This window comes from Chitinophaga filiformis, assembly GCF_023100805.1.
Classification (GTDB): Bacteria; Bacteroidota; Bacteroidia; order Chitinophagales; family Chitinophagaceae; genus Chitinophaga; species Chitinophaga filiformis_B.
The window spans coordinates 1,568,312-1,583,658 of record NZ_CP095855.1 but is presented as its reverse complement, the minus strand read 5'-3'; the positions used below and the strand labels follow the sequence as shown (position 1 = coordinate 1,583,658).

The following is a 15,347-nucleotide window of genomic DNA, read 5'->3' as shown; positions in this document are numbered from 1 at the left end:
ATTTAAAATTTTCCGAAAAGTGTTTCTTGTCCCCCTGAGTAGCTCACGACTGCATATTTATCTAAATAGTACTGAAATTCAACTAGTAATCGGTGAAGATACAAATCTATTTTAAATTATCTAAATCCCGTTCCCCTCACATCAATACATATTTATGCCGCATGCCCCATTCACCCTCCTTCCTCAATGACCTTTTGAAGCACTTCTTTGTTTTCATCCACAATCATTTTATAACACCGCCTTTTCCTGTCCGGACAGCATCCATCACTTCCTTGCCGCCATTTACACAATCGCCTCCCGCGAAGACGCCGGCAATACTGGCAACGCCATTAGTGGTAATGGTCGGCTTGCATTTCGGTATTGAGGGATCAGAAAACAGATTCATCGCATCAGCACATGTACGCATAAAAAAGCCCTGCAAATGTCTTTACAGGGCCTTCAGGCAGTAATACCAGTATATCTTATTGCACTAAGGTGACTACACCTTTCCGCTCAATTTCACCACAAAGTGTTTTAGCTTTTACGAAATATACATACGCACCCACAGGTTGCAATACGCCTTTGAACGTACCATCCCAACAGGTGCCTGCATCTTTTGTACTGAACACTAACACGCCCCAGCGATCATATATCCTGAATTCAAGTGCCGTTACGCCGCCCCAGTATTTCAGGCCAAAGCAGTCGTTCTTCCCGTCACCATTGGGTGTAAAGGCTGATGGCATAGGGTATACACTCAATCCGGCACTTAAGTCTACGGGGACTGTGATCGAATCGCGGCTAACACAATTATTCTCATCGGTTATGGTAACATGATATGTAGTGGTTTCCGTTGGCGATACCACAGGGTTGGCAATCTGCATATTACTGATGCTCGGAACGGTGTCCCATACATATTTTACGCCTCCCGTGGCAAGCAGCATGGCAGAGCCGTGCGAACAATCAATACCATTCGTACTTGTGATGGCAGTGACAGGCATTGCATTCACCATTACCGGTATCACAAAACTTTTGTTTGCATTGCAGGTACGATTGACAATGTTAACTGCATATGTGGACACCTGATCAGGAGATATGGTGATCGAATTGCCAGATGCAGGCAACACAACGCCATTTTCCAGCCATTCATAAGTATCCCCGCCTGTTGCCTCCAGGGTTATTGAAGTGCCTTCACAAATGGCCGTATCAGCCGGTGTTACAGACATCAGTGTGCCGGGGATAACAGTTATCAGTACGGAAGACTGGCTCACACAACCGCTGCCATTATCTGCCGTAACAGTATAACGGGTGCTGGTAGCGGGCGTCGCTACGGGCGATAGTATATCAGCATTATCCAGTCCCGTTGCCGGTGCCCAGCTGAACGTTGTACCATCATTAGAACGTGTGCTAAGCTGAACCGGATTGCCGCTGCAAACTGTTGTATCGGCACGGGTCACAACATCTGCTATGTTATTTACAACTACCTGTACATTCGCTTTCCCACCACAACCACCTGCGTCTCCCACTGTTACTTCATAGTTGGTCGTGGTAAGAGGGGAAGCAAGCGGATTGTTGATATCAGCATCAGATAATCCTGCAGCCGGGCTCCAGTTATAAGTACTGCCTCCCGCCGCCTGCAACTGCACCGATTTTCCGGCGCAGATAGCAGTAGCAGTAAGATTCGTGGTGATAGCGCATGGAGCATTCACTCTCGTCATATAGTCTTCCACCTCACCATCCTCTGCTGCAATAGACGCATTTTGTGTAGCAGCACGATTGGATGACAAACGAAACCTGAAGGCAAACAGCCCGCCATTACCGGTAGTAAGCATCCCTGGCATACCGGTCCAGTTCAGGGTGGCCGCTGTTGCACCAGGCGGCACAACAACCGTTACTGCTTCATTCACATCAAACACCCCATTTCTGTTATAGTCAAAACTCCCCGTCAGCCAGGCATCAGCACCTGTTGTATTGGAAAGGGGCAGTTGAAGACTGTAAGTGCCATTGCCGGTATAATCAGGGAATGCTGTAAGAGCATCTTCATCAACACCATTGAGATCGTCGTCTATATTGTCGGCGCCATCTGCATCTCCTATAATATTTCCCAGCTTCAGACTTTCATCCTGGGTGAGGGCAGGAAATGGAGGATTGAAATTACAGCCGTTGCTACGTACATACTTTAACAGGTGCCTTGCATATCCATAACTGGCTGGCAGGTCTCCCCTGTCCAGTGGTGCATACACCGCAAATGCCACACCCATTCCACCCGGCACTGTCCTTTCCATTTTTACGTCCACAGTCAGTACTCCACTGGCCGGGGCCACAGTAGCCATGAGCGGATTCTGCCCAAAGGGAGTGCCATCCAGAGAGCCTTGTGTATCTGAAACTACCATCGTCTGCGTACCGCAACCTGTTACGGGATTGCCGGTCTGCGATGAATTTCTGAAGAAGTCCAGGAAGCTCCAGTTCCCGCCGCTGGTAGTAAACGTGGTATATTCCACCGGGCTAAGGCTACCTTCTGCATCTGCAGCCAGAAAAGTGAAAGGCACCGCCTGTCCCTCCCGCGTAGCAGTAACAGTCATGGTAAAATAAGAGCCTTCTCCCTGGGTGTAATTATACAAAGCAGGCATCATTGCCGGGTCAGAGAAATCGTACAGGTAATGGAGTACGGCTCCAGACCATGTATTCATCACCTTTGGAGGAAGCGGGGCGCCACTTACTTTCGAAAAAGTGATATTCACTTTTAATCCGTCGTCCGTAGTAAAATCGCGGGATGCACCGTTAACCAATGCAAACCCGTTCCAGTTAAACCACCATATGTGGTTTTTAATAACACCACTACCCATGTCTGCATACTGAGCGGAAGTATCTGTAAATACACTTGCAAAAAGGATCAGGAGAAGGGCAATTTTCTTAAACATTGAAACAAATTAACAGGGATAATGCCGGGTGTCTTAAATAACAGCAAAACAATACGAGAAAGGTTTGTCCACATCAAAACAACAGGCTACCAGCAACGGGTGGAAACGCTCCTGGGAACGGGCCACTTTCTCAATAGGCTCAGGGATGCACTGGCATTGGGGAAGCAAGCCAGCACTTTGTTAGATAAGTACGGACAAAATTAAAGAATCTACACAAACAAAAAAGCCTTAAAATCCTTACTGCTAAGAAATTCTAAGGCTTTTTACCTGGTGGAGTCCGCCGGCAGATTGTCGAACCAATTAAAGGAATTCTTTAAGCGTATTAGTCCTGTAAAACAATTGATAGGCAAAATATCTACAATGTCACTAGGTATACCATGAGATTTATTTTCTTCCTGATATAAAAAACCGCCTCAATAATACTTTCCCTTTCGTTGTTATACCTACCAGGCAAAAGTAATATCAAAACCAGTTAAAATCCGCTTAGTAATACACTGCCAAGCTTGGTCAATAATTTTGACTCAACTTCCTTGTGGTCAGTTGAAGACCAAAAAGGGATGTCAACCACTTTAATTTTTATATGCTCATTTTCCTTTGATTTTTGCACCGTGAACATATAATCCTCTGCCAGTTTATCTGAAGTATTGGGATACAATAAGATCACCTTGTCTGTGCCTCTGCGATAGGCATAACTTATCATTTGATACATGTCAGATTGAGAAACTCCCTTCTTTTTATCTGATACAGATAAACCCCATCGGGGTTTATACTTAGTATCAATAATTATTTTTTCTTTAGTTTTTCTATTAGTCAATAGAATATCGTGCTGCAAGTTAAATGTCTGGGGATCCTGATGAAGATAGAGTTCAGATTTCTGTGACTCTATATCAAACTCCTGATTAAAATGTTTCTTTAAGAACCCACTAATGAAATCTTCAAAAATATATTCCATAGGAAATAATACACTCCAGTTCTTCATTTCATATTCCACATATGAATAAACCTGATTTTCGATGATCATTCTACAAGAATGCATAACATCTTCATAATCCACGAATAATGTCGGAATCTTTATCTGGTTCAATTGAGTTATAGAACAAACCTGATCTTCAACCTCATCCAATACATTAATAGTTCCATTTAGAATTCTCTGAGTTTCGGGCACCACCGTCTTTGACAATAAAAGGCGAACACAATATTTAATAACTCTATTTACTTTGTTATCATAAACGAAAGGTTCATAATCACAATCTATATATTGGCTTTTACCGAAAGCGAGATTTCTTGTGTAACGACCGAAATTAATTTTTCCTCTGGGCATCAACAATGCCTCTTCTACTTCTTCATAAGCAGAATAAGGTTTTGTGTTCACTACTTCATTGATTTGATTAGCGATTAAATAAATGATCAATTCAGGAAAATAATCAGAATCAAAATTATTTAGAAATGATTGATTAAAGGGGAATTTAATCTTCTTGCAATAACTGAACCAATAGAATAAATGCTGGTGCATCAATTCTTTGTTTGGATTCAGCATCTGCCGAAAAACCTTAGGGTAAATTTCAAGGAGTTCATTACCATAATGGATAAATCCAACGAAATTATTCGCCTTTGCTCTCACTCCATCAAAAGAAATGAATGGCTGAAATTCTCTCTTGGGCAAATCATCAGCCTCCGGCATTTGGTCTTTCCACAACTCTTTATGATTCTGCCATAATGAATGCAGATAAATTTCCAGACCTATTCTGTCTGTTACCGAAATATGATCTCCATATTCAAAAAGTATATACATTAAACTGATGGTTGAATTACCCAATCGTATTTCTCTATATCATAGCTGATATCCCAAGTGCTATTTTTTAAAATTTCTTCTACAACTTCTGTCTTACCGGAAAAGTACTCCATTAACAGCGGTATAACTTTATTCTTTATGACCGTATAAGTATCAAGCCCTGTCATAAAATAAGCATGCCCAATGAGATAATCTGCAGATTTCTTACGTGTATATATTTCCTTGTTAATATGCTTTAAAAAAACGCCATCACCTTCTTCCAATTTACTATAGTCAGGAAAATACCCAATAAACTCAAACCTTCTGCGAAGTGCAATATCAATAAGAGCAATTGATTTATCAGCAGTATTCATTGTGCCTATAAGATAAAGATTGGGCGGTATGCCAAATTCCTTTTCTCCATTTGGCAGTGTAAGCCGCAATTCGTTTTTAGCGTCGATTCTTTTATCCTCTTCCAGAAGTGTGATCAATTCACCAAATACTTTTGAAATATTTGCCCGGTTTATTTCATCAATTATTAGAACGAAATTCTTTTTTAGTTCTTTATTATTATTATTATTACTTTCCTTTTTCTTTGATCTGATTAATTCTGCTAAAGGATTGTAATAAGGCCCTAAGCCAGTTGTAAACTCTCTAGACCCATCCACGATTTCTTCCAATGTATCAATGCTGAGGGTGTGGCGGGAGTCACCACTAGGCTTATTGAAATAAATTGAATAGTCACTTATATCGGTAATTGTATAAAAGACCCCTGATGTCATTTTTATTTTTATATGCTCTCCCTTTTCGGTAAGTGGTTTAACGATATCTGCGAATACATCCTGAAAGCTTTTTTCTTTGGGCTGGTCTTTTAACGAGGCAAAATAATTTTCTCTAGCTTTTTTAGCCATCTCATAAAAAATACCTTTATAGGGCTTAAAGCGTAAAGATTCATTCTCTATATCGGGCCTTATACCTACCATAAAATCTTCGTAGGAATAGTTTTGATGAAATGTTACAAATTCAACTTGTCCTTCTTTTTTAAGTTTATCAAAAACTATTTTATTGTCATCATGATTACCTTTGATGTCAGTGATTATTTCGACTGCTTTGTCTATGCTATTAAACGTTTTCCCTGTTCCAGGGGGCCCTACCAATATGATGTTGTTTGGATGTTTTTGGAATTCACCTTTGGATTTAATTTTTGAGGCGCCTTCTGAAATAAATTCTACACCAAAATGGGGTTCAAATATATTCTTATTTGCTTCTTCTATTTTATCAATGGTTATTTCAGTAAATGTACTGTTGCCACTTGGGTAAATATGTTCATTGAATGATTTTAACGTTGTAGTATCTGCATTGATGGCTGACTTCACATATTCGACTTCTCTGTATATCCACCCATTCTCATTCGTTATATCTTCAGGAACATATGCCCATGAACCGGGCTTTACTTTTGCAATTGAAAATAATTCATTGCCCCCAATGGTTATGTAAACATAATCTCCTTCAGTTAGATCATTTTTAAAACTATCCGCCTGACCTTTTTGAGTATTTTCGTGAATTACTATCCACTGATTTTCTTTAAAGATATCACGGATCCTTTCATTCCCTTTGGCTTTAAATGCACCATGTGAAATTTTATACAGGTGTTTTTGATTGAGTGGTATCGTTAAAAGTTTATCCTTTACAGGTTCATCTTCCAGTATCAATTGCTTGCTTTCCTCAAACAACTTCAACATCTCTGAAAATTTAAAACTTTCAGGGAACATCTCTATTGGTCCTTTTAAATATGATTCATCTGCATGCTTATAAACACCATACTTAACTTTTCCATTATGGAAGTCTACAAATAATTGTAAACCCGTTGACTGCGTTTCCTGTTTATTATTGAAAATGGCGAACCAAAATCTGTCGCTTCCTTGTTGTCTTGGACCCTGAAAGTCAAAATATATATGTTTAGTTTTGCCCCTTAATTGTAACCGGTTGATTATTTCTGCAATGAAACCATTAATGAATTCGCGAATATCATTATGGCCATAAAAAGTGATTATAGGAAAGAAAATTGAATAGTAATTCTTGTATGAACGATACTGGCGCTCTTTTCCGGTCTTATGCTTTAGGACTAATCCATCAAGCATTGTAATATCCAGTTTATTACCATCTTTCAAATGATCTAATACATCTTTTCGAAGGTCAACGATCACGCCCGAACGAGAAGCATAATAATCAGAAGCTTTTTGTAATTCATCCTGCGGCACCGAATTCAATTTGGCAACGAGGGCATTGTTATCGGCATAAAAAGACGCTATCTCATTTGAAGTATCGCAAATGGCTTTAATTCCTTTATTTATTTCCAGTTCAGTCATATAACAAACTTATTTCTGTTAAAGAATTGATTCCGGGCAATCAATGCAGAAATGACCCTGCAATTATGGATTACCCGTTAATTACTTAGCTCCCCCAAATCCCGCAAAATCAACCAAATAAATGTACCCTTGCCTTCGTGCTTCTGGACACCAATCTCTTGAATAATTTGTACCATTCTCGGCATCAAATTTACAAGTATCATCAAAAGACCATACTACTACTTCGTTTACAACAAAACCTGAAATAGTTTGGTGGTCGTTAACAAAATTGGCATTTGAAGCCAGCTCACCAATTGGCCTTGAAGTATTTTCCTTTACGATTTCATACACCGTAAAATGTCCTCCATTAAATGGTACAATTTTTTGTCTAACAAAAACAAAATCACCACTTCTGACTGAAGTGTTGATATAACTATTTACACCACTATTAAAGTTAAATGCTTTTGCTGCCCAACCAATTTTCAGTTTTTTAATTCCCGGCTGTATAGGGATGCCCAGGCCAATATTTGCATTTTCAGGAATAACATACCTTGTATTATTCGCTAATGCAATCTCTCTGAAATGCTTGAAGACTAACAATCGATACCTTGCTCTTGTATATGCTACAAATACTAGTCTTTTTTCTTCGTCCAACTGTTCTTCAAGTTCCGATCCCATTAACGGATCATTGATTTTTAAGGGTAAATTTGAGAATGAAGGGGGGATAATAACACTATCAAATTCTAGGCCCTTAACCTTGTGCATTGTAGTGAGAATAATTTCCGTTTCATGAGTTGTAGTCGAAATTTTATCTAAATGCTTTTCATATATTTTATACAATTGCCCATCATCCTTATATGTCAATTCAGATATGAACTCTAACAAATTATCGAATACATGACTTTCTTCTTGTTCTTCCAAGTATTCTAAAACGAGTGCATAAATAACTCTGATATAAAAATGATTCCAATTGGGGTTTTGGTTTATCAGGTCGTTAATATATACTCGGAATATTTTCTTAAATTCTAACGGAATTTGTTGACCTAGTTTAGATTTTAAGAATTGTATAACAGCATGACATTCTCTTATACGTGTGAACTCATATGGCAAACTCCCTTGAATACGGATTCTAATATTTGGAAGATTAAGACCTTTTATTTTTTGAAAGCCTCTATACACCTCATTGTTTGTTCTGAAAAGAATTGCAATTTGCTTATATGGCCGTTGCCCAACTCTTTCTTGCATTAAAATTGAAATCCGATCCCACCAATCCACTCTCTGTTGGGTTCTGTCAATTACCTCAGCATAGTTTGTAATGAAATTTTCATCAGGAATTCTTGTTGGTCTTAGAATTAAATTTTGGTGCTCCTCCGGAAGCGTCAATACCTGATTCGCCAAATTCAATATTGCGGGATATGACCGGTGATTATCGTATAATTCAAATTGAGTTGGATTGAATATCTCATTAAAATCTCCATAATATGGCCAAGGACTCATGCTTCCTCCTTCCTTTATTCTTTCGTAGCCATATATACTTTGATTAGGGTCACCAATAATAAATATGTGAGAATCCGTTAATTCATGCAGTTTGTTTAAAATCCTAATTCTTACATTATTAATATCCTGAAATTCATCTACCAAAATGTGCTTTAATGGTGCTAATTGATTCATGATTTGACCAGGTGCATTATTCAGTTGTCCAAGTAAAATTCTCTCCCATTCATCGAATGGTTGCCCTTTAATTTCGTTTTGACAAAATCTTTTAGCCAAACCATGAAAGGTAAATATCTTGATTCTCTTTGCTAAATTTCCGTAGCCCAAATCGTTGAATAAGCGGCCTAATCTTTCTTTCAATTCGGAAACAACTGCTCTATTATATGCCAATACTAAAATTTCCTCTGGCTTTGTTCCAATATGATGCACGAGTCTCGCCACACGAAGAGTTAAAGTATGAGTTTTGCCAGATCCTGGTCCAGCCATAACATTTATATGCTGATTTATTTCGGAATCATACACTTTTCGTTGCTCATCATTCAACCGGTCTTCTTCAGTTTTTATTGCATCACCCCTCCATTTAACAAGCAGCGGGTCATTAGGCGGGAGTTCATCCTGCAATAATTGTAACAAACTTTCCAACGAATTGCATCCAAAGTATTTCCTTATAAAAGCATCTTGTTTTTTCCTAACTGCATTTGCATCATTGACCAAACCGATTTTTTGGAACCCAGCCAACACCTCTAATGCAATCAATTTTAATTCTCTCACTTTTCGGGTTTCCTCAAATTCATCAAATATTTTTTTATCAAGAGATTGTAAATCTGTTTCGTCAACTTTTTCGACTGAGGTAAGGTAAATTTCAATTCCTGTAGGAAGCAAGCCTCCGGTTTTACTATATCCTAATACAGATAGAATAAAAAGTAAGTCAGATAAGTATTGAATATTCCCTTTTAAATTCAATTCGGAAATAATATCTGGCCAGTTGAAATTTTTAATATTTTTATCGAAGTATTGTTTTGCTACATAATCCAAAAGCTTAATGCAATCTTTCTCTAATTGTGTGATTTTATTTGACCATTCTTCTTTTTTGTGATAGCCATTAAATACTGACTGCTTTATTCTTATTTTTCGGTTACCATCAGAAACCTTCTCCATTTTAGTTTCATGTTTGGTCTTTCCCAATAAGCGGATGATTGTAAAAGCGTGTTTGCTTCTCTTTTTGAAAATGTCCTTGATGTAATTTTTGTATTCCTTTGTTTGAGCTTCAGCATTATCTTTCTTAGTCCAGGGCAGCTTTATAAAATAAATATTCTCATTTACTGATTCCTTTAACAAATCATCCAATTCCTCTCCTTCAAAAAACTTAGAGCCGTTAGAAGGTACTGATCCAAGTATTTTAGATGCTAATGAAAAGATTACTTGTAGGGCTGGATACTTTTCGTTGTCATAATATACATTCTTGCTGTGATTTATCTCATCCAAACGAATTTTGGTTGGCTCAACGACTACATCCTGCAACAGCTTTAATATTCCTGCGGAGTGGTTCTTCAATAAAGCTGTAAATAGATTCTCGAGGCTTAGTTTGGAAATGCCACGTAAGGATGCAATAGAAAGTTGTACTACTTTATTAGATTGAAAATCATTAGACAGTAACTCTATTATTGAATAGCATACTTTCTCACAATCTTTATCTGGACATTTATATATTCGCTCAGATAATTTGTTTAATGATTCAGCATCAAATTCCAGATGAGTAATCGTAAAGTAGCCTAACTTAATTCTTCCTAACCGTTCCAGCCAATGCAAGGATATTCTAAATTTAATATCAAGATCATCATTCACAGAGCCTTTCTCATTTGAATAAAGATTAAACGGTACTGCTACTGGACTTTCAGTATCCGGTATCAATGACTTAAATCTTGCGATATATTCTTCCAACACTTGTTTAATATCCTTGACCTCATGCCATGAGATTCTGCTTTGATGTAATTGGTCTTTTAATTTTGCGAAGTCATTATTGGTAGTAAGGCAAAGTGTTTTAATTGGATTCTCATTACTATTAAAACCAGCTTCCAAGCGTTGTTTCTCATTTCTTCCAGCCCTACCCACCTCTTGAAGAAAATCCTCAAACGTACTTGGTGGTGAATAATGAGTTACAAAATGAATATTTGGAATGTCCATCCCCATACCAAATGCTTTAGTTGCAAAAAGTATTACAATTTCACCCGATTTATATTTTTCGTAAGTATCCTTACGATCTTCCGCATCCATTCCTGCATGAAACGCACCTACCTTATCTACAAAACCACAGTCTGCACCAAACACATCTTTTAAACTGTCCGGCATTATTAGCGAGCATTCTTCAACCTTTTTTCTGCTTTTAACAAAAATGATCGCCCTGCTTAATATAGGATTGAATCGGCCAGATTTTAAGTAATTCGCAACTTCAAGAAGCCTATCATCTTCAACCACATTATGTTTGAAATCCATTTTGATGTGGTCTCTTACCGGATTATAACTTTTCTCTGTACCTTCCACTGTTACAACACCCGGCATGAGAATACTTATTTCTTCAAATACTTGTTCTGATATTGTTGCAGAAAATAGCAGCTTACACATTTGATAAATTCCGGAATAACCTGCCACTTTTCTACCAGCATTCAAATAATCAGGACGAAACTCCTGACCCCATTGTGAAATACAATGAGCCTCATCAAATACAACGTACTCTAATCCGCTATCAGCATCCAATCTAGTAAGAAGGCAATTTTCAAAGGAACGAGACCTAAACCGTTCTGGTGTTATGTAAAGAAGAGTAACCTCTCCACCTGAGATCCTACGATAAATATCTCTAATTTCAACATGAGATTTGTCTCCACTTAGAAACTCAACATTGCTATAAAATCCTTTATTCCAAAGGGCATCTACCTGATCCTGCATTAAAGCACGAAGCGGACTGATAACAATTGAAAGCTTACACGAAAATGCTGAACGGAATAAGGCAGGCCCTTGAAATAATAATGATTTACCTGCCCCGGTTGGTAAAGAAATTAGCAGATCCTTTTTTGCCGGTAAAATTTCATTTAAACAAGGGTGTTGATAATCATGCCACGGATATGGAATGCCGCCCTCTTCGGGTATCAAAAAGATTTGCCGGAGTATTTCTTTCGCTTCATCAATATTAAAGTCGGTGTTAGCATTCTCATGAACTGATGAAAAGAACTCAGCTGCAATTTCCTTATCAGTATCGTAATCTGCTTCTTTATACCACATCTGAACATCTTTAGCATTAAGATTTAAACTCTTCTCAATACCATAGTAGTCAGTCAGCCTAGTATCGCAAAGGAATAGCTGCGAATCCTGATTATTATCATAAAGCATTTTATAGTAATAATCAATAAGTGGTTTGTGCAGTTTAATTAGGGAAAATAAATCATAATCCTTTTGAATTGAATTAACGTCAGTTTGAAAATCATCTTCTTTTTGTTCTTCTTTAGATTGAAAATCTGCCGGAATCTTCCCCTTCAACATTTGTAATTTCTCCTGTAACAAAAAACTATCCCATATAAAATCTAAAGGACCCGTATAGTTGCTTGAAATTATTTTATCTAAGGTTAGGAAAGAAGCGATTAAAATTTTGTTAGGTGATCTATGTGTATGCAGTAATTCGACCTGCCTCGCCAATGAAGCCTGTGTATCGGGAATATAGTACCCTTTCCGCCTTGCATAAGCGGATAGCTTTTCAATTTCCGATTCATCGTTTACTATTAAAACTTTTGGATTGTTTGTATTGCCAATGCCCTCAAATAATTTGAATTGATATACCCAATATATTTTCCTATACAATGATTCAGGATTTACCCTTTTTTGTTCTGCTATATAACCGGACTTCCTGGCATCTGGCCTTATTATGAATGACTTTGTTTTCGTAAAGTTTTCATCTACCCAATCAATATAGGAAGCTTCATTAAGCGGCAAATCGTTTATACATGTATCAAAGTTTATATTACACCATACTTTGAATTTACCCTTTCCAATTTTTTCTAACCAAATATTTTGAATAAACTCAGGAAATTCCGTAATACCCAGTTGCCTGCAATGACTTTGCTCGAGACCAATAAAACTTTTACCACCTGACATTTGCAGCCAAATGGGTTCATTTTTCAATCGGTCGAAAATTGTAGCAAAATCAAGGTCTTGGCCTAATTGTAATTTACTTGTTAAGTTGTACAATTCATTTCCAACCACAATTACTTTTAAATCTGAAAAATTATGCTTCTGCTTTTTAAGAATTTCTATATCAGTTGGTTTAACGCAGATAGGTTTGTGATTAATACTTTCAAAATCAACCTCAATATAGTCACAAATTAAAGTAGCCTGCTCACCGTTTAACTTTAATCTTATTGCAATAGGCAGGTGCTGAAAATAAGGCTGTAATCCTTTTGAAGTATATAAATCTACAAAACGTAAAAGAATTGCTTTTAGCAACTTATCATCACTAATACTGGCTTCAATTTTATTTTTGTTCAAGCAAAAGCCAAAGGACTTACTATCCGAATAAAATGTGAGGTCGAATTGATGGGATAATGTGTTCCATAAAAATTCGGGAGCAATTACGACCTTGTTTCCCTCTTCTTTTAATTTTTGTGTGAGCTGATTAAATGTTTGCTCAGAAATATTCTGGTTTGTCGGATTGGGACGGAAAAACTCATTTGATTGCTTTACAAAATATTCATAATCCAACAAATCCCAATTTGGATTGCTGCCAACTAGGTTAATTGCTTCGATAGCTTTTGCTGGTAATAATTCTTTAACAGCAGATAAACTGCTTTGCAGAACAATTATCCTTGATAACTGATTTTTGAATAAACGATAAGTAAGCTCCGTATCTGATGTTGCACTGTGTTGAGTTTTAAGTCCGTAACTAAATCGCCCGGGATTAAGTAACATTTCTACCTCGAGAGTATCCCAAATACAATCAGAAGAAGGAGAAGCTCCATGATTAGCTAAAACTGATAAGTCAAACTCTTTAATGTTCTGACCAATAATTAAGGTGCCCGAATTTAAGAGCCATACAAGTTCCGTAATCCCATCTTCCTGCTGCTTAAAATCTGCTTCACTTTTTACTTCTGATCTGCTTTTCCAGGCAAATTCAATTATATTCTCACCATCGGATTCTAAGTCAAAGCACAAGAATTCGATTTTTGAAATTTCAGCATCCAGTATACCAGCAAAATAATTCTCCCTATAGCTTGATAGACCAGGAAATAAATTGTAAAACGAGAGTATTTTCTCAGGCGTTTGTTTCTCTATAAAAAGGGCTTTATCAGAGTCTGATTGTATTTCCTCGATACATTGCTTAATACGATCATCTGTCAATTCTTTTAGCAGCCCTTTATTATACAATTCAATATAGAACTGATTAATTATGCACTTAAAATCGGCCTCTGAAAATCCAATGAAAGGAAATTTTATTGTAAAGGAGGAAAGGAAATCTATAACTCTTTCCAATTCATCTTTTGTTGTGATTTCCCATCCTAGGCTAATTAAATGCTTGTAGGATTCTTCAACTTGTTTTGTTGGACCTTGTTCAGAAAAGAGCTTTGTTATAACCTGTTGTAAAGCCTGCCAATGTAAAGATGGTAAAATATCAAAACGCCATATATCGACTTCTGCTTGGTTAACAGCATTAGGAAGTTTTTCAATTTCACCCAACGCCCATAAAACAAAACTTATCTTATTTAATGACTTTTTCTTTTTTTCAAAATAAGATTTGAAAGATGAACCATCCTTAATGTTCTTTACTTCCTTATTTATTTCCGGAATCGTCTTCTGTTCAAGTTTGTTAATAACTTCACTATATATTGAATCTAGGTCCGATTCAACAAGTTCTGTTTGTAACAAGAAGGTTAGCCATTCAATAGTGCCTTTATAATCATTTAGATTGGGTAAAAGATTTACAATTATGTTTTTACCATATGAAATAGATTTTGCTTTTGGAATATTTTCAGAAGGCACAACTGAAATTTTCCAACTTGACGCACGATAGTATTTTGCTCTTACAGTTGCAAATCCAGTTTCATACTTCCCTGTTAAAGTAATTTCTTTCTCTAAATGATTATCAAAAAGTGGATAAGCATAAGAAATTTGCGAAGACTCTTTATTGAATATAAAAACAGGAATATTTTTAGATACTCTTGCTGCCCTATATTTTCCATCCCTATTCAGTACTGGCTCATAAGCCACAATATCATCATCATTTATGGGTGGAGTTAATATATTTGTTGGTGACACATGACATTCAATAGCATCATCTATTCCAACAATAATTCCAAAATTGTTCACCCGATGATCAAAAAACTTAACCTTTCCAAGTTTTATTTTCTTAGCTGCATTAATGTCTTTTGAATCAAGTTTTACATTTAGTCGCGGTTTCTTAATTTGCTCATTTGCAACAACCTCTTTTACAGTTGCTTCTTTTGTGTCAACAATATGATTATTATGATTTATTCGTTGGCCTTTTAAAACCTTTTCAAGTTTTGACCTGAGATCCATTTTAGTAAACTTGGCTGTTGTCTTTGGATCAATATCAACTGCTATTTTAAATAACTCTATAAGACCTGAAACCTGTTCTTCCGCAACACTATCAAAGCTGGATAAAGTAAGCCCAATGTGCTTCAACCCTTTTTCAAGCTTTTGGACGTTTACATTAGCAGCATTAAGTATATTTTGTATTTCCATTAGAAAGTTGCAATGGTTAATAATTGTCAAAAATTATCCAGCATATTCAACTCCTTTAAATATACCTATGCTCAATACTCACATATTTTTAGG

General features: G+C 36.9%; 5 protein-coding genes. All 5 read right to left on the bottom strand.

Features of this window, described 5'->3' with window-relative positions; genetic code table 11:
• Positions 1-223: 223 nt before the first annotated feature.
• The 5 genes from MYF79_RS06600 to MYF79_RS06580 all read right to left on the bottom strand — a co-directional run bounded on the left by MYF79_RS06600 (position 224) and on the right by MYF79_RS06580 (position 15,254).
• Complete coding sequence (locus MYF79_RS06600; RefSeq protein WP_247813118.1) at positions 224-385, bottom strand: hypothetical protein; 162 nt, start codon at positions 383-385, stop codon at positions 224-226.
• 76 nt (positions 386-461) lie between these two features.
• A complete protein-coding gene (locus MYF79_RS06595) occupies positions 462-2,897 on the bottom strand; it encodes a CshA/CshB family fibrillar adhesin-related protein (protein ID WP_247813117.1) in 2,436 nt (811 codons plus the stop codon).
• Positions 2,898-3,369: 472 nt separating this feature from the next.
• Positions 3,370-4,689 carry an McrC family protein gene (locus MYF79_RS06590; RefSeq protein ID WP_247813116.1) on the bottom strand — a complete coding sequence of 440 codons (1,320 nt, stop codon included), beginning with the start codon at positions 4,687-4,689 and terminating at the stop codon, positions 3,370-3,372.
• Positions 4,689-7,037 carry an McrB family protein gene (locus MYF79_RS06585; protein WP_247813115.1) on the bottom strand — a complete coding sequence of 783 codons (2,349 nt, stop codon included), beginning with the start codon at positions 7,035-7,037 and terminating at the stop codon, positions 4,689-4,691. The genes MYF79_RS06590 and MYF79_RS06585 overlap by 1 nt, the downstream gene beginning before the upstream one ends.
• An 81-nt stretch (positions 7,038-7,118) precedes the next feature.
• The gene (locus MYF79_RS06580) at positions 7,119-15,254 is read right to left on the bottom strand and encodes a UvrD-helicase domain-containing protein (RefSeq protein ID WP_247813114.1); all 8,136 of its coding nucleotides are present in this window, start codon (positions 15,252-15,254) and stop codon (positions 7,119-7,121) included.
• Positions 15,255-15,347: the final 93 nt, after the last annotated feature.